The following is a 23,598-nucleotide window of genomic DNA, read 5'->3' as shown; positions in this document are numbered from 1 at the left end:
CTGCAAAGGGTTCTGCTTTTTTACGAACGAAAGTTCCTGCCGGGCACGACCCAACCTCTTTGCAGCCGTCAGTGCGGTGTTGCATTCACCCCAATGACAAACGAGGCCGGAACGAAGTTTACCGTTCCGGCCTCAAATGTATAAGCCGGAGGTTTGGCCTCCGGCTTTGTTTTTAGTTCAGGCCTTCTTCCTTGAACGCCTTTTGCACGTTCGGGCGCGCCAACACGCGTTGGCGCAGCTTCAGCGCTTTGGGATAGGCACTTAAATCGAGTTTCAGTCCGACGCCCCAGCCAATGATGACAGACGCATAGGCATCCGGCTGCGTGAAATCATCGCCAAGCCAGTAGGCATTCTTGTCCGGCAGCATGGCTTCGAACTGCCCCAGACGACGATTGATATTGGCAATGACGCCCGCCTTCGCTTCTTCCGTGAGGGTGGGAGCGAACAGGCCGCTGAAAGCCGCATGCAGATCCGAGCAGAAGCCCAGCGCTTCCTGCAGGCGTGCACGTTCGATGGTGCCATAAGCAGGCTTGAATGCCGCAACATCGGAATGGTCGCCGATATATTGGAGAATTGCCGCGTTCTGCGTGATGACAGTGCCGGGCTTTACTTCCAGCGCCGGAACCGCGCCGCGCGGATTGATCGCGAAATAGTCTTCGCCGTCAGCCGTCTTCTTGGCCTTGATGTCCACGGCTTCCAGTTCATAAGGCAGGCCTGCTTCGCTCAGGATGATGTGGGGTGCGAGCGAACAGGCACCAGCCTTGTAATAAAGTTTCATGAAAATCTCCCATCGGTTTCGATGAAAGATATCTATCAAATTCGTCCCGCCCGCAACAAACCGGGGATCACATTTCTTTGTGTGACCCCGATATTCGAAGGATCGTCCCGAAAAGGGCCGTCTATCATAAAAGCGATGCTATCCGGGCGGGTTTGGAGGATTGCATCCGGGTCACGACGACCAGCTTGTTGAACTCGCCGCGCTTGAACGCGCGCAGGAAGCGCGGATAGTCCTTGAACACCACACAGCCATTGGAATCACCACGGCGTCCGAGCATGAAAGTATGCGCCAGAAGCCCATCGCGATTGTAGCGGTTATTGCCATCGACAGGCGTAAGGCGGATCGCCTCGACGCCGTGGAACAACGCCTCGCGCATGCGCAGATCATAGGTATGCGGCGGTGTGGGCCCGCGGTTCTTCTGGTTCACGTAGCGCGGATTGTCACGCATCGGACCGAGGCCGGAATGGGCTTCCAGGCGCTCGCCGCTCGGCAGGTAAACGGTGGCCGCGGAAATATCATAGATGGCAACCTTGCTGCGCGAAGCCTGATTGAGAAGCGGACTGAACAGGCCGGGGCGCGGCTCCTCGGTTGCGCCGCTTTCCGGCGCATAGGCGAGTTCGGTCTTTTCATGCATGCGGGAACGGCGCAGCGAAGGCTTGGCACCAGGCAACGGCACGTCATCGGGCAGGAATGCGTCTTGGGCGGCTCCGGCTTCTGCGGCGACAGCCGAGTTCTGGTCCGATGCGAGCTGCGGAACAGGAACGGCATTGCCGGTGGGCAGATGTGCCTGCTTCTCCGCCGCATCCACTTCTTCGGCTTGCGAGAGCGGTTCTATCTTGCTGAAAGCCGCTGTCGCGTCCGATGTGGCAGGCACCGGCGCATAGGCCAGCACAGTCGCACCGGCCTCCGCAGCAGGTTGCTGTGGCTGAACACGCGCCAAAACAGGCTCTTCGCGCCGAACGCGATCAGCGCGCAGTTCAATGAGGGACGCCGTATCAACGGGCTTGTCCTCGATGACGGAATCCGGGCCGATATCGGCGATGATAGGCGCACCATCCGCCCTTTTGCTCCGGCGCCAGTCGAGATTGGAATAAGCGGCGTCAGCGGTATAGGCATCGATGAAGCCTTGCCTGATGCGCCGCGACGGTGCGAGCCTGTGGTCGACGACGGCAAGCGCCTGCGGTGCGTTCAGGGAGACACGGCGCATGACAGGGGCAACAGGTGCAAAGGCTGGCACCACCGTTTCCAGCGTACCGAGCGCGGTCATCATCCAGCTTCCGGCTACGAGGCCCGTGGCGGCGAACACCGCAACGCGCGTAAACCCCTTGAGACCGAATGGAAGCCGGATGCCCTTGCCGCGCGGAACCGCGGAGCCATACACTTCTGTTACACACGCCATGATACAAATCCGAGTGGAGAACAACTTTCACTGCGCCGCCTTGCATGTCAGTCCGGCAAAAAGACGAACGCAACATGGCAAGGCGGTGACTGGAAGGTCATCTCCAGCATCGCCAATTATGGTAACCAAATCCTTTACGGGAAGAAGAAAACCGGATCGCCATGCGCCGGTTCAGCCTGTCAGAAGCAATGCGCCTTGCTTGGCGCTGGGGAACTCCAGCCCCTCCACGGCAACGCGATTGCGTCCACGATGCTTGACCCGCATCAGGGCAAGATCGGCCCGTGCCGCCGTTTCCCACAAGGTTTCGCCGCCGCGCACCATGGCGATACCAAAGCTGCATGTCAGTTGGCGGCCTGACAGCATGAGGAACTGATGCCGAGCCACGCGCCCGCAAAGCAGATTGCCCAGTCTCTCGCATGTTTCGGCATCGCCCCGGACCAGAAGAACAAATTCTTCGCCGCCAATGCGTCCGACAATCGTCGTTTCGGCTGCTATGGTTTGCAGGATGCGGGCGAACTCGACCAGAACCTGATCGCCGGTTGCATGGCCCAGTGCATCATTGATCGATTTGAAGTGATCGATATCGGCAATGATGACTCCATGGTCGCCGCGCTGGACCTCGGCCAGACGCATGCGCGCCCGGCGTTCCAGTCCGCGACGGTTGAGAACGCCGGTCAGCGGATCGGCGTCGCGTTCCGCCTGCAATTCCTCCACCACATCGGAAGTCGTTACCGCCAGAAGGACAAGGCCGGCGAACACGCCCGCAAAGGAACCGAATATCATGACGCCCTGCCAGTAGCGCGTATGTATCAGTTCAGACGGTTGCACAATCTCGTCGGGGAGGCCCAGCGCCATTCCAGCCTGCACATAGAAATGCACCGTCAAAAGCAGCAACGCACCGAACAGCACGCGATCGATCGAGCTTCGACAGGCGAGATCGCGCGCCTGAATGCAAAGCACCGCCATCAGGCTACCCAGCGACAGGTGCACCGCAGGCGCAATGCGCGCGTAACCCGTATCATTTGCGATGAAAAAGACCATGGCCGCTAGGAGACCGAGCCCGATCAGGCGGGGCGCCACCCGCGAATAACGCATGCCCATCCGCATCATCACACCTTCGCAAAGCAGCCACCCGCCCATAAAATGGAGAGCCGTAGCTATCGGCGAAGTCAGGGCAAGACTGTCCGAGATCAGCGATATCGGAACCAGAAGCCCCATGGCGAAACAGCCAAAGCTGAGGCCGAAAAACAAGAGATGCCTGCGCTTCGTGTCGAGCGTCCAGACGCCCGACATCGTCGCAGCAAACAGCAAGACTATAAGCGGCGGCACAAACTTCACGAACTGGCCCTGATCAGTCAAAACAAGATTGCAGAAAACGCTATTTCAGGTTGAACGTAACGTGCAATTACAAACCGGGGGCAAAGTCAAGTTAATAGCTGTCAATATGGACAAGCACTCAAGCCTAAAGGAGCAATATCGAGTATAAGTGAATGCTAAAAATCATCTGAAAACAACATCATTCAGGAAAGTTCTGCTTTCACATAGTTTTTACCTTGAGATTTATCCCCAGAAGCTTTTCGGCGATCATCCGCCCGATAGGTATGGAAGATGTTGCCGCCGGTGACGGCGCGTTGCAGACGTGAAGCATTCTCTCTGTTTCCCTGAAAAGAAAATCATGCACCAGCGTACCGTCATGGAGCACGGCTTGCGCGCGTATTCCCGCCCCCGGCGCACCGAGATCGGAAAGCTCCAGTGTGGGGCAATATTTCCGGCATTCCTTGAGATAACGCGCGCGGGACGCGGAATTGCAGAACTCGGACAGTGCAGAACGCCAGTTCTTCATCGCCATCTTCCAGAAGCCGGGAAATGCAGCCATGTCCGCGACGTCACCCGCACGGAAACTGCCCTTGTCATATCCTTCGCGCGCAAACCCGAGCACCGCGTTCGGGCCGACCGTGACGCCGCCATCGATCGTTCGCGTCAGGTGGATGCCGAGGAATGGCAGGTCGGGATCGGGGATCGGATAGATCAGATGTTTGACGATATTCGCCTTCGATTGCGGCAGGGTGTAGTATTCGCCACGAAACGGCACGATGCGGTGGCTGATATCCAGCCCGGCAAGACGCGCGATGCGGTCCGACTGCAATCCCGCACAAGCGACCAGTCTGGAAGCGCGCACGGTCTCGCCATTCACCGTCACCGCAACGCCCGTGTCATCCTCCCGGATGGCGGCCACCGGCGAATTGAGCCGCACGATACCGCCGCGCTCGACGATTTCCGCCGCCATCGCCCGCGATACTTTTGCATAGTCGACGATGCCGGTCGCAGGAACCAGAAGCGCCCCCAGCCCCGCGACCGCAGGCTCTGCCTTGCGTAGCGCCTGCTGATCCACGTGCTGGAACGCGATGTCGTTCTGGACCGCACGCCTTGCCAGAGCCTCCATGCGCTCGACCTCCTTTTGAGAGGTTGCCACCAGAAGCTTGCCGCATGTTTCGAATCGAATGGAATATTGCCTGCAAAAGGCTTTCGTGGCTTCGGCACCGGCCCGGCACAATTGCGCTTTCAATGAACCGGGCTGGTAATAGATGCCGGCATGGATGACGCCGCTATTGTGTCCCGTCTGGTGGCGCGCTAAATCGCTTTCCTTCTCCAGCAGAATGATCCTTGCGCCCGGCTCCGCCTCCTGCATGGCTTTTGCTGTCGCAAGCCCGACAATGCCGCCGCCGATGACGCAATAATCATAATCCGCCACGAAATCCCCTCCTCAAGCCCTCTCCCACGCCCCCGCGCCCCGCCTTGCCACGGTTCGACAGGATGATTACCTGTTACTTATACGATTGCGGCCTTGGTTGCAGCACCGCAAAATGGCATTCTTTGCCAAACCCGTTCCCCCATGCGGAGAAGTTCCATGCGCCATCAGTTCGACCTTTTTGCTCCTTCCCCGGCGGAAGGACAGGAACGGGCAGAACTGCGTCCCGCCCGCGCCAAACACGGCAAGACTACCGGTATAGACGAAGCGGAGATGGTGAAGCGGCTGAAGGAGAGCGGACGTTACCGCATCCTCCAAAGGCTAGACCCGCCGCCGACCGTTCCCGACGCCGACAGGATCGCCTTCCCCCGTCTGGGCGTTGTCGTGGACACGGAAACGACCGGCCTCAATCCAGCGCAGGAAGAAATCATCGAGATCGGCGCGGTTGCCTTCCGTTATGCCGACGACGGATCGATAGGCGATATCTGCGCCACGTTCGGCGCATTGCAGCAACCTTCCCGGCCGATCCCGGCCGACATCACTCGCATCACCGGCATCACCGACGAGATGGTGAGGGGGCAGACGATCCCCCGCGAAAAGCTGGACGCGCTCATCGCCGAGGCCGATATCATCATCGCGCATAATGCAGGGTTTGACCGTCCATTTCTTGAACGTTTTTCCATCGCCTTCGCCAACAAGCCTTGGGCCTGCTCGGTCAAGGAAATCGACTGGACTGCACGCGGCTTTGAAGGCACCAAGCTTGGGTACCTGATCGGCCAGAGCGGCTTTTTCCATAACGGTCACCGGGCCGAAGACGATTGTCAGGCCCTGCTTGCGGTGCTGAAGGAACAGTCTGGCGATACCACGCCCTTTGCCGAACTCTTGAAGGCCAGCCAGCGCGCGCGGATGCGCATCTACGCCGAGAATAGCCCGTTCGAGATGAAAGATCATCTGAAAGCGCGTGGCTATCGCTGGTCGGACGGCACTGACGGGCGTCCGAAATCATGGTGGACGGAGATCGGTGAAGAAGAGCTCGACGCCGAACTCGAATATCTGCGCACCGAGATTTATGGCTGGCGCGACGCCGACCCGCTGGTCCAGAAGCTCACCGCCATGGACCGTTACAAGGAACGCGCGCCGCTTCGCCCGAAAAAGTAACCGCCCCCAACATCCCGAGCGCCTGCCCATCTCCCTCATCCTGAGGAGGGGACCTGAGCTTGTCGAAGGTCACCGTCTCGAAGGATAGGAGATGGCCCCTCACCCTTCGAGAGGGCGCTTCGCGCCTCCTCAGGATGAGGGGCAGGATTTGGCAGTCACGCAATAACTGGCCACGGCCTCTGCTCTGGCCGCATCTCCTCATACGCTTTTGCAAGGCGCAACACGCCCAGATCATCAAAACGCTGGCCGAAAATCTGCAAGCCAATGGGTAGACCCTTGGCCGTATAACCGCAATTGATCGAAATCGCAGGCTGCTCCGACATATTCATCGCCACGGTGAAGGCGATATGTTCGAAGGGGCGCTGCGGGTCGTTGACCGGAGACGCCCATTCCGCCGGATAGGTCGGCATGGGCGCGGTTGGCGAAATGATAAAGTCGAAGCCCTTGGAAGCGGCAAGCGCCGCATTGCGCATTGCATCCATCTGGGCAAAGCCGAGATAGACTTCTTCGCCCGTTAAGCCCTCGGCGGTTTCCGTCCACTGATAGATGTAAGGCAGAATCTTCGCACGGTTTTCCGGCGTCATCTTCCTGATATCCGACCACGACCGCGCGCGCCAGAAACGATCCAGACCATCGATCATGGTGCGGTTCAGAAATGGTGCAACAGGCTCGATGATCGCACCCGCATCGGCAAGCAATTTCGCTGCGGCTTCGACGGCGGCGCGGGTTCCATCCCCCACCGGCTCGCCGAAACCGGCATCGAGCCACAGGCCGATCTTTAAGCCCTTCACATCGATGTCGAGGCTCATCCAGTCGATATCCTGATAGGGCAGGCTCATGCCATCGCGACGATCAGGTCTTGAAAGCACCGACATGTAAAGCGCGCTGTCAGCGACAGTGCGCGTCATCGGCCCGGCCACGCGACCGAGAAATGGCGGATCGATGGGAATGCGCCCGAAGGAAGGCTTCAGTCCAACGAGGCCGCACCAGCCTGCAGGCAGGCGGATCGAGCCACCAATATCCGTGCCGATATGCAACGGACCGTAACCGGCCGCACCGGCGCTGCCCGCACCGGCACTTGATCCGCCTGGATTGGTACCGAGGTCCCATGGATTGCGCGCTAGCTTGTGGAAGCTCGACAGGCCGGAAGACAACATGCCGAGATCAGGCATGGTCGTCTTGGCCAGCAGCACGCCGCCAGCCTCCCGTGTCCGCGCCGCAGGCGGAGCGTCGGCGCTGGCGGGCTCCAGCGGCAGCGCCGCGCAGCCGAGCGGAACAGCCGTGCCTTCGGTCGCGATATTTTCCTTGATCGTCAGCGGAACGCCATCGATGGGTCCGGCAGGCTCGCCCTTTGCCCAGCGCGCTTCCGAGGCCTTGGCCGAAACACGTGCGGCGTCGGGATCGTAAGCCCAAAGCGCATTCAGCTTCGGCTCATAGGCTTCGATGCGGGCGATGACCGCTTCCGTGACCTCGACCGGCGAAAGCGACTTCGCCTTATAGGCGGACACGAGTTCGACGGCTGACAAATCGGCTGGATTCGACATTGGGATTTCCTCAAATCACTCAGGCAATTTCAGTGTGGAGCTTGGGCGTCGCACTCGCTTGCGGCGACCGGAAAACGGCTTCGGCACGGCGTCGACCAGCGCCCGCGTATAGTCATGTCGAGGATTGTCGAAGACTTCGTTGGTCGGTCCCTGCTCGACAATATTGCCGCGATAGATCACGGCGACGCGGTCGGTGATGGCGCGCACGACACCCAGATCGTGGCTGATGAACAGATAGGAAAGGCCGAACTTTTCCTGCAGATCCATCATCAGGTTCAAAACCTGCGCCTGAATGGAAACGTCAAGCGCCGACACCGGCTCGTCCGCGACGATCAAAGCGGGCTTGGTGATCAGGGCGCGCGCGATGGCGATACGCTGGCGTTGCCCGCCCGAAAACTCGTGCGGATATTTTTCCGCCGAGGCCTTTGGCAAGCCAACCGCTTCCAGCACTTCCGCCACGCGATCGTCGCGCTCTTTGGTACTGGTGCCGCTTTCCAGCGATACGATCGGTTCGGAAATGATGCGCTTGACCGTATGGCGCGGGTCGAGCGAGCCATACGGGTCCTGAAAGATCGCCTGAAAGCCCTTGCGCGCTTCACGCAAGCCGGCGCGATCAAGCGCATAGATATCCTGCCCGTTGATGAGAATTTGTCCCGCTTGCGGACGCTCCAGCCCCATGACGGCGCGGGCCAGCGTGGACTTGCCGGAGCCGCTTTCACCCACGATGCCAAGGCTTTGCCCGGCTTCGATCTCAACATTGACCCCATGCAGGACACGCAACGCGCCCGGCTTTGAAAAAAATGACGGACGCGGCAGCTGGTATTCGCGCACCACATCGCGCACCTGCAAGATCATCTTGCTCATGCGAGCACCTCGCCGTCTCGCGGATGAATACAGGCGGCGCGATGCGCGATCCCGTCGTTCTCACCGATGAAATCGAGCGGCGGTATCGCCTTTCGGCAATCCGCCTGCACAAAAGAGCAGCGGTCAGCAAAGGTACAATAGGGCGGACGCGCCAGCGGGTCCGGCACGACGCCGGGGATAGCGGCGAGGCGCTGGCGTCCCGTGCCGTGGCTGCGCACCAGCGCGGCACCATGTGGCGAAGCCTGGAACAGCCCGCGGGCATAAGGATGCGCCATGCGATTGAACACCGCTTCCGTGCGTCCCGTCTCGACGATGCGGCCCGCATACATGACGGCGATGCGGTCGGTCATTTCCGAAACCACGCCAAGGTCATGGGTGATAAGCATCAGGGCCGTGCCGGTCTCGTCGATCAGTTCGTCCATCAGGTCGAGTATCTGCGCCTGAACGGTGACGTCGAGTGCCGTTGTCGGTTCGTCGGCAATCAGCAGGTCGGGCTCGCAGGCAATCGCCATGGCGATCATCACGCGCTGGCGTTGCCCGCCGGAAAGCTGGTGCGGATAGAGTTCGAGATTGAAGCGCGGCGCAGGCAGCCCGACGCGATCAAGCAGCCGACGCGCTTCACGCTCCGCATCGGCGCGGCTCTCACCCATATGCAGGCGGCGTCCTTCGGCAATCTGTGCGCCTATGGTCTTGACCGGATTGAGCGCTGTCATCGGTTCCTGAAAGATCATCGCCATGCGCCGCCCGCGCATCTTGCAGAGTTCCGCTTCCGGCATGGCGGCAAGGTCCTCGCCGTCAAAACGCAACGTGCCGCGCACGCGCATCCGGTCGGGCAGCAGGCCCATGGCGGCAAGGGCGGTGATCGACTTGCCGCTGCCGGATTCACCCACCACGCCAAGGCGTTCACCGCGATTGAGCGTCAGGGTAATATCGGACACGATTTCCGCGAGTTTGAGCCCGATGGGCAGTTCGACGGACATATTGTCCATCTCAAGCAAAGGTGTTGTCATCTCTGCCTCCTGACGCGCGGATCGAGCACATCACGCAATCCGTCGCCCAGCATGTTGAGGCCAAGCACGGCGAGCGTGATGGCGAGCCCGGGGAAGATGGCGAGCCATGGCGCATCATAGATGAAGGTCTGCGCATCGTTGAGCATCTTGCCCCAGCTCGGCATCGGCGGCTGGGTGCCAAGCCCGACATAGGACAGGCCCGCTTCCGCGACGATGGCCAGCGCAAACTGGATCGTCGCCTGCACGATCAGCACATGGTTGATGTTGGGCAGCACATGCAAAAGCGTGATCGATATATCGCCGCGCCCCGCACAACGCGCGGCCTGCACATATTCACGCTTCCAGAGCCCCAGCGATGCGCCGCGTGTGACGCGCGCGAACACAGGAATGTTGAAGATGCCGATGGCGATCATCGCATTGACCGCGCCGGGCCCGAAAATGGCGGTAATGATGACAGCGGTAAGAAGCGCTGGAAACGCGAAGGCGAGATCGGTCATTCGCATGACGAAACCATCGATCAGCCCACCGCGCGCCGCTGCAAGCGACCCGAGTGGAATACCGATACCGGCCCCAACCAGCACCGCGATGATTGATACGGCGATGGAATTGCGCGCACCGACCATGATCATGGAGAACACATCGCGCCCAAAATTGTCCGTGCCGAAGAGGTGATTGAGGCTCGGCCCCTGCAACTTGTCGCGGAAGTTCATCGCCGTCGGCGAATAAGGCGTCCAGACATAGGAGATGACGGCCATCGCGACAAGAATGATCGTGATGAGTGAGCCGAGGGCCAAACTGCGGCTGGTCAGTATGGTCTTGAATATGCCCGGTTTCGGGAAAGCCTGCGCCTCGCTCATCGGCTGCCTCCGGTCGAAAGGCGCGGATCGATGAAGCCATAGACAAGATCGACGACGAAATTGACGGCAATCACCGAAGCGGCAAGCAGCGTCACCAGCGACTGCACGGTGACGAGATCGCGCTGCGCGATGGCCTGGAACACCAGCCTTCCAAGGCCGGGGAGATTGAAGACATTTTCGATGATGATGGTTCCCGCCAGCAGAAAGGAAAATTGCAGCCCGATGATGGTGACGACCGGGATCAGCGCATTGGGCACCGCATGACGCCAGAGCGCGGCCTTGCGCGTCAGGCCCTTGGCGCGGGCAGTGCGCACGAAATCCTCACCCAGTGTCTCGATGACGGCGGATCGGGTTACGCGGGCCAGAATGGCGGCAAGCGGCAGCGCAAGCGCCAATGCGGGAAGGAACAGCGAACGGATACCATTCCAGAACCCGCCTTCCCAGCCCGCGAAACCCGAAGCCGGAAACCAGCCAAGCTGCAAGGCAAAAAGCAGGATCAAAAGCAGACCAAGCCAGAAATTCGGAATTGCGACACCGACCTGCGCCACGCCCATGGAGACCACGTCGCCGGTCTTGCCGCGCTTGGAAGCGGCATAGACACCGACCGGAATGGCGACCGCGACCGACAGGACCATCGACAGAAGCGCCAGCGGCAGCGTGACCATGATGCGCGGCCCGAGCAATTCGCTGATCGGCACGGAATAGGTATAGCTCGTGCCGAAATCGCCTTTCAGAAAGCCGCCAATCCATGTGAGGTAGCGCCACCAAAGCGGCTGGTCGAGGCCAAGCTGCTTGTGAAGCGCTGCCAGTGTTTCGGGCTGCGCATTGATGCCCAGGATCACCGCTGCCGGATCGCCCGGCAGCACCTGCATCAGCAGAAAGACGATGACGGAAGCCGCAAGCGTCGTAAGCAGGAGCGAAACCAGTCGCCCGGAAATGTAAGCCAGCAAAACGACCTCCTTGAAAAGACGGAAATCCGCTTTCCACATTCCAATCCGCCGCACGCCCTCCCCTTATCTTTATGGGGTACGCGGCCATCCATTTGGTCCCCGCCGAACGTGCGACGGGGCGAGCCAGAGCGTGTCCAATCAAAACGGGGTATCGGACCCGCTCCGGCTACTTGTTTCTACGCATTATCCAACGCAAAACCGCTTCGTTTATTCCGCCCAATAGGCTTGCGTCAGATCGTCAGCCGGGACCGGCATGTTCTTCCACAGGCCCTTCACATTCTTGTTCCACACGCCGATTTTCGGCAGCGCATAGAGGAAGATGTTCGGCTCGTCGGCAGCAAGTTTTTCCTGCAGCTTCTTCACGAGTTCGAGCTGCTCCTCATCGCTTCCAGCCTCGGCATAGGCCTTGTAGAGCGCCTTGTATTCCGGGTTGTTGTAGTTGAAGTAGTATTTGTCGCGGGCATAGATATCGAGATCGCGCGCCTCGGTATGCGCGATGATCGTCGCGTCGAAATCCGACCGCTTGAACACCTGATCCAGCCATTGCGCAAACTCGATTGGCACCAGATTGGCCTGAATGCCGACCTCCGCCAGCATGGCCGCGATGATCTCGCCGCCGCGCCGCGCATAGGCCGGTGGTGGAAGCGTGATGGTGATCGTCGTGCCCGCCGGAACGCCAGCCTCCTCCAGCAACTGCTTCGCCTTTGCCGGATCATAGGGATAGGTTTCCGACAGGTCGACATAACCCGGGTCGACCGGCGCATAATGCGAGCCGATTGGCGTGCCGAAACCGGAATAAACGCCTTCGATCAGCGCCTTGCGGTCAATGGCGTGGGCCAGCGCCTGACGCACCTTCACATTGTCGAAAGGAGCCTTGGCATTGTTGAGCGACAGCAGGACCTTGCCCGCCGTATCGCCCACTTCGACCTGTAACTTGTCGTCGCTCTTGAAGCGGCTGATGAGTTCCGGTGCCTGGAACATCGGGAAGACGTCGATGTCACCGGCAAGGATGGCAGCGGCAGCAGCCGACGGGTCGCTCACAAAACGGAACGTGACGGCGGATAGCTTTGCCGGTTCGCCCCAATAGTCCGGATTGCGTTCCAGCTCGACGCGGTCGCCCTGCACCCAGCGTTTGAATTTGAACGGGCCCGTGCCAACCGGCTTGGTCTTGTTGTCGGCAGCCGAATTGGGCGCGACCATGACCGCGTCACCCCAACCCATATTGAACAGGAAATTCGAGGTTGGACGCTTCAGCGTGACAACGGCGGTCGCGGGATCAGGACATTCCGTGCTCGCAATAGGCTCGAACAGTCCCTTTTGCGCATTGGTGGAATCCGGAGCCACGGCGCGGTCATAGGAGAATTTCACCACCGGGCAGTCGAACGGCGTGCCGTCGTGAAACTTCACGCCCTGCCGCAACTTGAACGTATAGGTCTTCTTGTCATCGGAGACGGTCCAGCTTTCAGCCAGAAGCGGCTTTACAGTACCGTCCTCGACAATGCGCACCAGACCTTCATAGAGGTTCGCATAGGTAACCTGCCGGATGCCGGCGGCGGCGTTGGCGGTCGGATCGAGGCCCGGCGGCTCCAGCACTTCGCCGACCACCAGCGTGTCTTTTGCAAATGCACCGTTGATCGATGCCAGCATCGCGGCTGTTATCAGCCCGGCTTTCAGCAGCTTACCCATTGTTCCTCTTTGGCTCCCCTTGCCTTTTTTCCTAAATCGAACGCCCGCCATCCACGTCGAGCGCAACCCCGGTAATCATAGAGGCAGCAGGCGAGCAAAGGAAAGCCGCAGCTTCAGCCAGATCGTCGGGTTTCAACAGGCGGCCCATCGGAATGGAATCGCGGAATTTCTTACGGATTTCCTCAGTGTCCTCACCCATGAAAGTGGTAAGAAGCGGCGTTTCACCGGCAACCGGGTTCAATGCCACCACACGGATTTTCGCCGGAGCAAGCTCGATGGCGAGCGCCTTGGTGACCGAAACCACCCAGCCCTTGGTGGCATTGTACCAGGCAAGATTCGGACGCGGGCGACCAGCGCCGGTCGAGGCGACGTTGAGGATTACGCCCTCGCCATTGCTCTTGAAATGCGGGATGAGCTTGCGGGTCATCAGGTAGACGCCGCGTACGTTGACGCCGAGAATGCGGTCGAATTCTTCCGGCTCGACCAGTTCGGCATTTTGCGGCTTGTGGCCGATGCCGGCATTGTTGATCAGAATATCGACCTTGCCGAACTTCGACAGGGCAGCCTCCACCGCCGCGTCGACATCGGCTTCCCTGGAGATATCGGCAGCAACGGCCAGCGCCGCCTCGCCTATTTCGCCTGCCACACGCTCAGCGCCTGCCTTGTCGCGGTCCACGATGACGACCTTTGCGCCGCCGTCAGCAAAGCGCTTCGCCATGCCTTCGCCAAACCCCGAACCTGCTCCCGTGATGAGCGCGACCTTACCTTCAAGCGACACTGTAATCTCCTTAACCGTGATACACGGAAATCGTCTTCAGCGAGGCGAATCCATAGAGCGCCTCAAAGCCCTTTTCACGACCATGACCGGATTTCTTCACACCGCCGAAGGGCAATTCGATGCCGCCACCGGCCCCGTAATTGTTGATGAACACCTGACCGGAATGTATGGCACGCGCCAGGCGGAACTGACGTCCGCCATCATTGGTCCAGATGCCGCAGACGAGGCCATAATGCGTGCCATTGGCAATCGCGATGGCCTCTTCTTCGGTGTCGAAAGGCAGGATGACCTGCACCGGACCAAAAATTTCTTCCTGCGCCAGACGATGATCGGCAGGAACATCGCGGATCAGCGTCGGCAGGACATAGGCGCCGCCTTCCGGCGCATCTTCCGCCAGCACGCCTTGCGCGGCAATGGCCAGGCCGCTTTCTTTCGCAAGAGCCAGATAGTCATCGACAATCGCCTTCTGGCGCTGCGACACGACCGGGCCGACAGACAGATCGGCGCTGGCTGGCCCGACCTTCAATGCGCGGTAGCGCTCGCTCATGCGCGCGACAACTTCTTCATAAATGCTGCGCTCGACCAGAATGCGCGACGAGGCCGAGCAGGTCTGGCCGGCATTCTGGATGCCCGCATTGACCAGAAACGGCAAGGCGCGGTCGAGATCGGCATCGGCGAAGACGATCTGCGGCGATTTTCCGCCAAGTTCCAGCGTCACCGGCACCGTATTCTTTGCAGCCGCAGCCTGAACCGCTTCCCCGGTACGAACGGACCCGGTGAATGAGATGTGATTGACGTCCGGATGTTCGGAGAGCGCCGCACCGGCTTCCGCGCCAAGCCCGGTCACGACATTGAGAGCGCCTTTCGGCAGGCCGGCCCTTTCGGCAATTTTCGCAAATTCCAAGATGGTCAGGCAGGCTTCTTCAGCAGGCTTGACCACGGCTGCATTGCCCATGGCAAGCGCTGCGCCAAGACTGCGGCCCAGAATCTGCATCGGGTAGTTCCATGGAATGATATGGCCGGTAACGCCGTGCGGCTCATAGATCGACAGAACCGTAAAACCGTTCTGATAAGGCAGCGTGTCGCCGTGCACCTTGTCGGCGGACGCGCCATAAAATTCGAGATAACGCGCCAGCGCCACCACGTCGGCACGCGCCTGCGTGACCGGCTTGCCGACATCCTTCGATTCCAGATCGGTCAGGAGGTCGATGTTCTTCAACACCTCTTCCGAAATGCGGTGCAGCACACGGCCACGTTCAGTCGCCGTCAACTTGCCCCAGTCGCCCGAAAGTGCGCTGCGCGCCGCTGCAACGGCCAGATCGATATCAGCCTTGGTGCCGCGCGCAATCAACGCAAGATCGCTGCCGTCGGAAGGGTTTTTGAGCGTGATATGCTCGCCGCCAACGGCATCCTGCCATTCGCCCGCGATGAAATTGCCATAACGGAGCAAGCCGGCTCCTCCCGTCTTGTTCTCATGCTTCATTTTCGTTCTCCCGAAGCGGCATTCCCGCCTCCAACCTTGCCGTGGTTGCGCGGATATGCGCCCGCGCCAGCCGCTCGGCCTCCTCGCCATCGCGCGAAGCGATGGCTTCGACAATGGCCCCATGCTCGCGGATTGCATCGCGCGCCCGATCCACCGACAGTGAAAAGGACGGCGCAAAAACCTGCGATGTCATGCGCAGAAGCGGCACGAAGGCGATCAGCGAAGCATTGCCTGCCGTATTCATCACCGCCATATGAAAATCGACGTTGGATTGGGTATAGGCTTTCGGGTCCCATGGATCGACAACCGCGCCCTGCCCCGCAACATGCGCGCGCAGCCTGGCGATATCCGCATCCGTTGCCCGTTCGGCGGCAAAGCGCGCCGCGACTCCGTCCAGCACTTCGCGCACCGCATAGGCATCGATCAGCCGGGTGAGATCGGCGGAAGCGACACGAACGCCCCGCCCCGGCAGGTGAATGACCAGCCCGTCACGCTCCAGAACGCGTAGGGCCTCGCGCAAGGGCGTGCGGCTGATGCCGAATTCAGCCGCGATATGTTCCTGCCTGAGTATAGCGCCCGGCGCATAATCGCCCGCATAAATCCGCTCGCGAAGTGCATCTGCCACTTCGTCCAGCAAACGGGTCTGACTGCGCCATTCAAAAGCCGCCAATCGAAAAGCCTCCCAACTTTTCTGGACACAATATCCTGGATACAAAATCAGTCAATCTGAAAACGGATAGGCTTTTCGGAAATTAAATCGCGTGGAAAAGACCGGAAATTTCGTGGATGGCTCCCGAAAAGACGCAAACCGTTAAGGCGGCCCTTAGGGACATAACGCGGGACAACCCCTTCGAGATTCTCACTCGCCAACGATTTCCGCCAGCATGGCGGCGAGCTGGCGGATTTGTTCGGGTCCATTGTCCATGTGACGTATGACGATTTCCATCGGCTCGACGGAGGGCAGTCCAGCGGCGGCAGGCACTACCCGATGACCGGGCAACGCAACACGCTTCGGCAGCAGGCTGACACCCAGACCCTCGGCAACTGCGCTCTGGATACTCGCCAGGCTGGAGCTGGTGAAAACCACATGCCAGCGCCTGCCTGCCCGGTCGAGTGCCTCCATCATGTCGCTGCGATAGAGCCCGTTCGGGGGGAACACGACAAGCGGCAGGGGATCGACGTGGGACACGGGGAAGGCGGCGCTTTCCAGCCATGAAAGCGGTTCCGGCCAGCGCATCGTCCCGACCGTTTCGCCGCGCTTCTGTTTCACCATGACCAGATCGTATTCCCCGGTCTCGAAACCTTTCTGCAAGTCACGGCTGAGGCCGCTTGTCACCTCGAGTTTCGTGTTTGGGTGCGCGCGCATGAAACGCGCCAGCGCAGGTGTCACCAACCGCGAGGCGAAATCTTCCGGCAGGCCGAGACGAAACACGGCGGCGAGCGCCGTCCCGGTCATCGCGGCGGCTGCCTCGTCATGGAGCTGCAGGATGCGGCGCGCATAGCCCAGCAGCTTTTCGCCTGCATCCGTCGGACGCACATCATGCCGGGCGCGTTCCAGAAGCGCCTGACCGGCGGCTTCCTCCAGCCTGATGATCTTCTGGCTTATCGTCGATTGGGTCGAATGCAACTGCGAGGCAGCTACCGTAAAACTGCGGCTGTCGACGACAGTCACGAAGGCCCGCAAAAGATCGAGATTGAAAGCAATATTCATGAAGCCACTGGATAGCAGTTAAACATTTAATTTCCAAATATGTCACCCGGCCTGTATGAACGCAACAAGCAGGAGAACCAGCCGATGCGTCAAACGATATTCAGCTTGAGTGCCTTGGCATTGATTGCAGGGACCGTAGTCATGACCGAACCGACATTGCCCGGCCACCATGCCGCAGCCCGTGCCGAAACCTCGCTTATTCAAGCCGCGGCAGCCGGCGACCTCGCCTCGGTCAATTCGGCCATCAAGGCCGGAGCGGATCTCGAAGCACGCGGCAGAAATGGCGAGACGGCGCTTCTTGCAGCAACCCACGCAAACCACATCGATGTCGCCCGTGCGCTCATCGATGCCGGGGCGGACGTCAACGCCAGGGATGCCATCAAGGACAGCCCCTATCTTTATGCAGGCGCGCGCGGACACCTCGAAATTCTCAAGTTGACGCTCGCGCATGGAGCAGACCTCAAAAGCACAAACCGCTATGGCGGAACGGCCCTCATTCCCGCTTCCGAACGGGGGCATGTCGAAACGGTGCGCACGCTGATCGAGGCTGGCGTGAAGGTCGATCACGTCAACAATCTCGGCTGGACGGCGCTCCTTGAAGCCATCATGCTCGGCGATGGCGGTCAGCGCCATGTCGAGATCGTGAAGCTTCTCATCGAGGCCGGTGCCGACGTCAATCTCGCCGACAATGACGGCGTGACGCCTCTCCAACACGCCCGCAGCCGTGGCTATGCCCCCATTGTGGCCCTGCTGGAAAAGGCTGGCGCGAAATGAGCAGCGACGGCACATTTCTCGATCAGGCCATAAAGCTCGCCTTCGACAATATTGAGCAAGGCGGACGCCCGTTCGGCGCTGTGGTCGTCAAGGGCGGCGAAGTCATCGCCACCGGGGTCAACCGTATGCAGGCCGATTGCGATCCCACCGCGCATGCAGAATTGCTGGCGCTGCGCGCGGCAGGAAAGGCGCTGCGATCGCCGCGCCTCGATGGTTGCGAAGTCTATGCCAGCGGCCAGCCCTGCCCCATGTGCTTTGCCGCCATGCGCATGGCAGGTGTGGAAAAAATCCGCTTCGCCTATTCCAATGAGCAGGCCGAACCTTTTGGCCTTTCGACCGCGAAAATCGCCGCGGAACTTGCCAAGCCTCTGCATGCACAGACCGGCATCACTTTCGAACATTCCCCGCCGGAAAACGAACCGGAACTCTATCAGCTATGGGAAAGCAAGAATAAGACTGGCGCCTGAAACATGCAGACTACCAACCGCGCAGCGACCGGCAGCGGGCGCACCGCAAGCTTTGCCCTCATTGCACTCGTCGTCCTGATCGGCCTCAACCTGCGTCCGTTCCTGACTGCACCGGGGCCGGTGCTTTCAGACATTGCGACCGATACGGGCATGGGTTTCGGCGCCCTGTCCCTGCTCACCTTTCTTCCGATGATGCTGATGGGTCTTGGCGCTTTTGCAACCCCGCGCATCCAGTCGCTATTCGGGACCCGCCGCAGCATGTTTGCAGCGCTTGCCATTCTTGCAGCAGGCTCTCTCCTGCGCGGCTTCGTGCCGGATGGCATTTCGCTGGTTCTGACCGCCGTGCTGTGCGGCGCAGGCGTTGCTATGATTCAGGCATTGATGCCCGGTCTCATCAAGGCCAGCTTCCCATCCACCATTGCCCCTGTGACGGGGCTCTACTCAGCCATGATCATGGGCGGCGGCGCGCTCGGTGCGCGGCTGACACCATGGCTTGCGGGAAGCCAGCATAACTGGCGGTTCGCCCTCGCCGCGCTAGCCTTCCCGGCCGTGCTGGCCCTGCTGGCAGCAGTCTCCATTCTCCGCGAAACTTCGTCGTCGGGCAAAAAATCCGGAATAACCGGCCATTTGCTGCGCCGCCCGCGCACCTGGGTGCTGATGGCTGCATTCGGCCTCGTCAATGCGGGTTATTCATCCATGGTTGCGTGGCTTGCCCCCTACTACCAGTCGCTGGGGCTTGCGGCGTCCACCACCGGAAATCTCGTCGCGGCGATGGCAGTCGCGCAGGCGCTCGCGGCCTTTGGACTGCCCCTGCTCGCCCGCCGCAGCACCGACCGCCGGCCTTTCCTGTTGCTGACATTGGCCATGCAGGCAGTTGGCTTTGCTGGCCTTGCCTTTGCACCGCAACTTTCCCCGTTCTTCTGGTCGGCGATCTGCGGCGCGGGTCTCGGCGGCAGCTTCGCCCTTGCGATGATTACATCGCTCGACCATCTGCCCAGGCCGGAGGAAGCAGGCGCGCTTACCGCCATGATGCAGGGCGGGGGTTTTCTGATCGCCGCTCTCGGTCCGGTCGCCACCGCTTTCCTGCACGGATTGACCGGCTCGTTTGCTTCCGGCTGGATCATGCACCTCATTCTGGTCGCAAGCATCTGCCCGCTCTATCTGAGCTTCAATCCGCGCAAATATGCGCATGTGATGAAACTGTCAGTGCAGGCGGAAACTGGCGCATGATAGCGTTTCCCTGCCAGTTTGACGCGTCGTCACGCCGTTGCGATGCAAGCACCATGGGGCTGTCATGGGGCTGCAGGCGCGGTGGGCTCCGATTTCATCCACAGCTTTGCGAAAGAACAGGCAAATATCTTGCACAAAGAAGCAAATTTCCCTGTTGCAATCTGCGAAGCGTTGGTTCATATAGCGCCTGCCTGACGGAAACGAACGGTTCCGGAATGACTGGCGCGAGCGGGTGTAGCTCAGGGGTAGAGCACAACCTTGCCAAGGTTGGGGTCGAGGGTTCGAATCCCTTCGCCCGCTCCAGTTTCTCAAATCAGGTTTTACGAAGGCTGCCGACAGGCGGCCTCTCGTGTTTTCAGGACATCTCGTCATTTGATTTCAGCTAGCGCATTTCCAGCAAAAGTGCGAAGCGTCTACGCGGGGAAAATCAGTTCACTGGACTGATTTCTTATCCCGCTTCGATGCGTTGGATAATGCGATAAAACAAATAGTTAGAGCGGTTCCGGCGATTCTGTTAGAACAGGAACCGCTCTAGATCAGCTTGAACGGCAGCCCCGTAAGAAGCGCCTTGATATAGCGCTTCTTCTGAAAATAGCCGTTGAGGGAAATACGCGGAATGGCCGCGACCGGCATCACACCGGGCTGCTGCAGCACGCCAGGCTGCGTGGTTACGCCCACATCGAAGCCTGCTTTTGAAACGACTTCGATTTCACGTTCACCGACCGCCGTCTTCCAGCCATACGGATAGGCAAAGGATCGCGGCCTGTAGCCGGTATAGTTTTCAACCGAGGCGGTCGAATCGGCAATCTCCCTTGCCAGCCTGTCGTCATCCACGCGCCGCAGGTTGACGTGAGTGACCGTGTGCGCCCCAAGATGCACAAGCGGATCGCGGGCCAGGTCATGCAGTTCGGATGCGTTCATCACCGATTCGTCGACGAGAGAAATCGGATCGACCCCGGCCATCTTCGCCGCTGCGTCGATGCGGGCTACCGCCTCGTCTTCGTCGAAATGTTGCATGAACTGGACGAACCTTGCGAAGGCAGCTGATTTCTGGCCTTGGCTTTGCGCGCGGACATCAACGGCACCGCCGCCGAAGTCGAACCGGAAACCGTCGGCTTCCGTTACCAGAGCCGCACTGGTTCTCCACCACATGGATCGAGTACGTTCCACAAAACCGGTCGTGATGAAGATCGTGTAAGGAACATTATGCCGTCCAAACACGGGCGCTGCGAATTCCGCATTGTTGCGATAGCCGTCATCCAGAGTGAAGGCGACATACTTCTGTCTATTATCGGGCTCGGAAAGCAGCTTCGGCAAATCATGCAGGTGGACGGGCACAAGGCCCGCTTCCAACGATGCTTCTATGGCCATTTCGAGCGTCTGTGGCGTAATCGAGAGAATTGCGTTCGGGTCCAGCCGATCTGTCGCCTCTTCCGGTTTGACGTGATGCATCGTGAAGACGACACCACGTCCACCGGCAGAAGGGAAAAGCGCCGCAGCACCGGAAAAGGCGATAGCCTCCAGCCCGGCACGGATCAGCGGATATTTCAAACTGCCCTTTATCGACCGCAGCGACATGGCCTGATTCTTTTCCCCCAAAGGCTCCTACGGCAACTGCCTTGCCCTCGTTGGCCTATAGCAATTACGTCGCCCCGCGTGAATTGCATTCATCCATTCACGCGAAAGGCCGCACGCTGAGCGTACGGCCTTTAACATGCTCTTCGTTAACACATCAAAGCGAAGTCGAACTCTTCCACCAGTCGGTTCCACCGTCATGCGCATACTGGTCAATTTCTGCCAGTTCCTCGGCGCTGAATTCCAGCCCCTTCAGGGCACCCAGCGAATTTTCAAGCTGTGTTACCGAACTTGCCCCGATCAGCGAAGAGGTGACACGCGGGTCGCGCAGTGTCCAGGCGATCGCCATTTGAGCCAATGTCTGACCGCGACGTTCCGCGATGGCGTTCAGCGCCCGGATACGGCCCAGCAGCTCTTCGTTCTGTGCACTGGCCTTCAGCGAGCCGCCCTGATTCGCCCGCGCCCCTTCGGGAATTCCGTTCAAATAGCGGGAGGTCAGCAATCCTTGAGCCAGAGGCGAAAAGACAATGCAGCCGGTTCCGATCTCGCCAAGCGTATCGAGCAGGCCATTTTCAATCCAGCGATTGAACATGTTGTAATTGGGCTGATGAATGAAAAGCGGGACCCGCTCTTCCTTCAGGATCGCGGCCGCCTTCTGCGTCAGTTCCGGTGAATAGCTGGAAATCCCCACATAAAGCGCCTTGCCCTGACGGTGCAGATGCGCGAGCGCCCCCATCGTCTCTTCCAGCGGCGTCGTGGCGTCCACACGGTGCGAATAGAAGATGTCGACATAGTCGAGCCCCATCCGCTTCAGCGACTGGTCGAGGCTGGCGATCAGGTATTTGCGACTGCCGCCAATGCCTCCGTACGGCCCCGGCCACATGTCCCAACCGGCTTTTGAAGAGATGATCATTTCATCGCGATAGGGCCGAAAATCACTGGCCATCACGCGGCCGAAGTTTTCTTCCGCTGAGCCGGGAGGCGGTCCATAATTGTTTGCGAGGTCGAAGTGGGTCACGCCTAGATCGAAGGCCCGGCGCAGGATTGCGCGACCATTTTCATAGACATCCCGACCGCCGAAATTGTGCCAGAGACCAAGTGAAATAGCTGGCAAATCGATACCGCTCCGACCAGTGCGGCGATAGATCATATCCGACTGATAACGGTCGGCAGCTGCAGAATAATGCATCACGCATCTCCATCAATGAAATGATCGATCATGCGGGGAAGCCGATGCCCGTTCCACGCATGACAGACGTGGCGCCTATTTGAACCTGAAAGGCACGCGAGGCAACGGCTATCTGGTTATATCGCTCCGGCGAACACCACGCGACCGCTGTCCGGACCCGCGCGTAATCTACCGCAAGCAGGTCGCGGCGCGGATCAAAGTGCTCAATGCCGCCCAGATGACGCGGCACCGGCAGCAGCTCTGCCGCGCCGTCTTCAGCACAATCCGTCTTGCAACCCGACGAAACGGGAGAATTAGAGATTGAGCATATCGAAGAATTGGGAGCGATTATGCTTTTGACTAAGGAGGATCAAAACGCGAAAAAGCCCCGTTAGGTTGGTAACGAGGCTTATTCAACAACACTGGTTGCGGGGGCAGGATTTGAACCTGCGGCCTTCAGGTTATGAGCCTGACGAGCTACCGGGCTGCTCCACCCCGCGTTATGGGTGCGATATTATGACCGGTTTTGGTATTTTTTGGCGCGCAGACCTGGCAGCGACCTACTCTCCCGCATCTTAAGATGAAGTACCATTGGCGCTGGAGCGTTTCACGGCCGAGTTCGGAATGGGATCGGGTGCAGCCGCTCCGCCATAACCACCAGGTCGGCGAAGAACACAAATGAGAAGCTGGTTCAGGAGTAAGGCAGTAGGGGAATAGGGCAGTATGTTTKKTCTGCGCCTRTCCTTTGCCTTTGTGCTTTGTCTTTCTGTGCAGGCGATGGTTAAGGGCTTTAGGCAACATATTGCCTTATTGCCCTACTGCCATATTGCCTTCATCGAACTTCGTTCGATGGATATTGTAAATGGGAGTGATCAAGTCGATCGAGCTATTAGTACCGGTAAGCTGCATGCGTTGCCGCACTTCCACACCCGGCCTATCAACGTGGTGGTCTTCCACGGCTCTGATAGGGAATACTCGTTTTCAGGTGGGTTTCCCGCTTAGATGCCTTCAGCGGTTATCCCGTCCGTATATAGCTACCCTGCTATGCCGTTGGCACGACAACAGGTCCACCAGAGATACGTCCATCCCGGTCCTCTCGTACTAGGGACAGATCCTGTCAATATTCCTACACCCACGGCAGATAGGGACCGAACTGTCTCACGACGTTCTGAACCCAACTCACGTACCGCTTTAAATGGCGAACAGCCATACCCTTGGGACCTGCTCCAGCCCCAGGATGCGATGAGTCGACATCGAGGTGCCAAACAACCCCGTCGATATGGACTCTTGGGGGTCATCAGCCTGTTATCCCCGGCGTACCTTTTATCCGTTGAGCGATGGCCCTTCCACGCGGGACCACCGGATCACTATGACCGACTTTCGTCTCTGCTCGACTTGTCAGTCTTGCAGTCAGGCA

The 23,598-nt window shown here is 59.5% G+C and carries 20 protein-coding genes, 2 tRNA genes and 2 rRNA genes (1 of these 24 cut by a window edge); 5 read left to right on the top strand and 19 right to left on the bottom strand.

Annotation, left to right across the window (positions count from 1 at the left end; genetic code table 11):
• Positions 1 to 172 precede the first annotated feature (172 nt).
• The 4 genes from gst to lhgO all read right to left on the bottom strand — a co-directional run bounded on the left by gst (position 173) and on the right by lhgO (position 4,929).
• Positions 173 to 778, bottom strand: a complete 606-nt coding sequence (gst, locus tag ACOWVS_RS22440; RefSeq protein WP_075042474.1) for a glutathione transferase — start codon at positions 776 to 778, stop codon at positions 173 to 175.
• Between the two features lie 124 nt (positions 779 to 902).
• Positions 903 to 2,177 carry a DUF2778 domain-containing protein gene (locus ACOWVS_RS22435; RefSeq protein WP_075042473.1) on the bottom strand — a complete coding sequence of 425 codons (1,275 nt, stop codon included), beginning with the start codon at positions 2,175 to 2,177 and terminating at the stop codon, positions 903 to 905.
• A 171-nt stretch (positions 2,178 to 2,348) separates the two neighbouring features.
• The gene (locus ACOWVS_RS22430; RefSeq protein ID WP_075042477.1) at positions 2,349 to 3,515 is read right to left on the bottom strand and encodes a GGDEF domain-containing protein; all 1,167 of its coding nucleotides are present in this window, start codon (positions 3,513 to 3,515) and stop codon (positions 2,349 to 2,351) included.
• Positions 3,516 to 3,714: 199 nt separating this feature from the next.
• Complete coding sequence (gene lhgO, locus ACOWVS_RS22425; protein WP_063881562.1) at positions 3,715 to 4,929, bottom strand: L-2-hydroxyglutarate oxidase; 1,215 nt, start codon at positions 4,927 to 4,929, stop codon at positions 3,715 to 3,717.
• Between the two features lie 156 nt (positions 4,930 to 5,085).
• Here lhgO and ACOWVS_RS22420 point away from each other — a divergent pair, with 156 nt between their 5' ends.
• Positions 5,086 to 6,084, top strand: a complete 999-nt coding sequence (locus ACOWVS_RS22420) for a 3'-5' exonuclease (RefSeq protein ID WP_063881563.1) — start codon at positions 5,086 to 5,088, stop codon at positions 6,082 to 6,084.
• Positions 6,085 to 6,239: 155 nt separating this feature from the next.
• On the opposite strand, the gene ACOWVS_RS22415 is transcribed toward ACOWVS_RS22420, so the two are convergent.
• The 10 genes from ACOWVS_RS22415 to ACOWVS_RS22370 form a co-directional block, all read right to left on the bottom strand.
• A complete protein-coding gene (locus tag ACOWVS_RS22415; RefSeq protein WP_063881564.1) occupies positions 6,240 to 7,628 on the bottom strand; it encodes an amidase in 1,389 nt (462 codons plus the stop codon).
• Between the two features lie 15 nt (positions 7,629 to 7,643).
• The gene (locus ACOWVS_RS22410; RefSeq protein WP_075042472.1) at positions 7,644 to 8,492 is read right to left on the bottom strand and encodes an ATP-binding cassette domain-containing protein; all 849 of its coding nucleotides are present in this window, start codon (positions 8,490 to 8,492) and stop codon (positions 7,644 to 7,646) included.
• On the bottom strand, positions 8,489 to 9,502 hold the full coding sequence (locus tag ACOWVS_RS22405; protein ID WP_063881566.1) for an ABC transporter ATP-binding protein: 1,014 nt from the start codon (positions 9,500 to 9,502) through the stop codon (positions 8,489 to 8,491). The genes ACOWVS_RS22410 and ACOWVS_RS22405 overlap by 4 nt, the downstream gene beginning before the upstream one ends.
• On the bottom strand, positions 9,499 to 10,359 hold the full coding sequence (locus ACOWVS_RS22400; RefSeq protein ID WP_006472197.1) for an ABC transporter permease: 861 nt from the start codon (positions 10,357 to 10,359) through the stop codon (positions 9,499 to 9,501). Before ACOWVS_RS22400 ends, ACOWVS_RS22405 begins: the two co-directional genes overlap by 4 nt.
• A complete protein-coding gene (locus ACOWVS_RS22395) occupies positions 10,356 to 11,309 on the bottom strand; it encodes an ABC transporter permease (protein WP_075042476.1) in 954 nt (317 codons plus the stop codon). Before ACOWVS_RS22395 ends, ACOWVS_RS22400 begins: the two co-directional genes overlap by 4 nt.
• 207 nt (positions 11,310 to 11,516) lie before the next feature.
• The gene (locus ACOWVS_RS22390) at positions 11,517 to 12,995 is read right to left on the bottom strand and encodes an ABC transporter substrate-binding protein (protein WP_025090764.1); all 1,479 of its coding nucleotides are present in this window, start codon (positions 12,993 to 12,995) and stop codon (positions 11,517 to 11,519) included.
• Between the two features lie 31 nt (positions 12,996 to 13,026).
• On the bottom strand, positions 13,027 to 13,773 hold the full coding sequence (locus ACOWVS_RS22385) for an SDR family oxidoreductase (protein ID WP_075042471.1): 747 nt from the start codon (positions 13,771 to 13,773) through the stop codon (positions 13,027 to 13,029).
• Positions 13,774 to 13,783: 10 nt separating this feature from the next.
• A complete protein-coding gene (locus tag ACOWVS_RS22380; protein ID WP_063881568.1) occupies positions 13,784 to 15,256 on the bottom strand; it encodes an aldehyde dehydrogenase family protein in 1,473 nt (490 codons plus the stop codon).
• Entirely contained in the window at positions 15,246 to 15,926 is a 681-nt protein-coding gene (locus tag ACOWVS_RS22375) for a GntR family transcriptional regulator (protein WP_063881569.1), read from the bottom strand. The genes ACOWVS_RS22380 and ACOWVS_RS22375 overlap by 11 nt, the downstream gene beginning before the upstream one ends.
• 189 nt (positions 15,927 to 16,115) lie before the next feature.
• Positions 16,116 to 16,967 carry a LysR family transcriptional regulator gene (locus tag ACOWVS_RS22370; RefSeq protein ID WP_075042470.1) on the bottom strand — a complete coding sequence of 284 codons (852 nt, stop codon included), beginning with the start codon at positions 16,965 to 16,967 and terminating at the stop codon, positions 16,116 to 16,118.
• A gap of 84 nt (positions 16,968 to 17,051) precedes the next feature.
• Between ACOWVS_RS22370 and ACOWVS_RS22365 the strand changes: the two genes are divergently transcribed.
• From ACOWVS_RS22365 to ACOWVS_RS22350, 4 genes are all read left to right on the top strand, one after another.
• The gene (locus ACOWVS_RS22365; RefSeq protein ID WP_081375305.1) at positions 17,052 to 17,741 is read left to right on the top strand and encodes an ankyrin repeat domain-containing protein; all 690 of its coding nucleotides are present in this window, start codon (positions 17,052 to 17,054) and stop codon (positions 17,739 to 17,741) included.
• Complete coding sequence (locus ACOWVS_RS22360; RefSeq protein ID WP_075042469.1) at positions 17,738 to 18,208, top strand: nucleoside deaminase; 471 nt, start codon at positions 17,738 to 17,740, stop codon at positions 18,206 to 18,208. Before ACOWVS_RS22365 ends, ACOWVS_RS22360 begins: the two co-directional genes overlap by 4 nt.
• A 3-nt stretch (positions 18,209 to 18,211) precedes the next feature.
• A complete protein-coding gene (locus ACOWVS_RS22355; RefSeq protein ID WP_075042468.1) occupies positions 18,212 to 19,438 on the top strand; it encodes a cyanate transporter in 1,227 nt (408 codons plus the stop codon).
• A gap of 228 nt (positions 19,439 to 19,666) precedes the next feature.
• A tRNA-Gly gene (locus tag ACOWVS_RS22350) sits at positions 19,667 to 19,741 on the top strand.
• A gap of 228 nt (positions 19,742 to 19,969) precedes the next feature.
• Here the strand turns inward: ACOWVS_RS22350 and ACOWVS_RS22345 are convergent.
• The 5 genes from ACOWVS_RS22345 to ACOWVS_RS22325 all read right to left on the bottom strand — a co-directional run.
• Positions 19,970 to 21,016, bottom strand: coding sequence for a polysaccharide deacetylase family protein (locus tag ACOWVS_RS22345; protein ID WP_063881572.1), 1,047 nt, complete (start codon positions 21,014 to 21,016; stop codon positions 19,970 to 19,972).
• A 154-nt stretch (positions 21,017 to 21,170) separates the two neighbouring features.
• Positions 21,171 to 22,202 carry an L-glyceraldehyde 3-phosphate reductase gene (mgrA, locus tag ACOWVS_RS22340; protein WP_063881573.1) on the bottom strand — a complete coding sequence of 344 codons (1,032 nt, stop codon included), beginning with the start codon at positions 22,200 to 22,202 and terminating at the stop codon, positions 21,171 to 21,173.
• A gap of 402 nt (positions 22,203 to 22,604) precedes the next feature.
• Positions 22,605 to 22,681: transfer RNA gene (locus ACOWVS_RS22335), tRNA-Met, on the bottom strand.
• Positions 22,682 to 22,728: 47 nt separating this feature from the next.
• A 5S ribosomal RNA gene (rrf, locus tag ACOWVS_RS22330) occupies positions 22,729 to 22,843 on the bottom strand.
• 206 nt (positions 22,844 to 23,049) lie between these two features.
• Positions 23,050 to 23,598 (bottom strand): 23S ribosomal RNA (locus ACOWVS_RS22325) (it continues 2,256 nt past the right edge of the window).

The organism is Brucella sp. IR068, from assembly GCF_049065885.1.
GTDB lineage: Bacteria > Pseudomonadota > Alphaproteobacteria > Rhizobiales > Rhizobiaceae > Brucella > Brucella intermedia.
The sequence above is the reverse complement of the archived record's forward strand: the minus strand, read 5'-3'. Positions and strand labels throughout refer to the sequence as shown.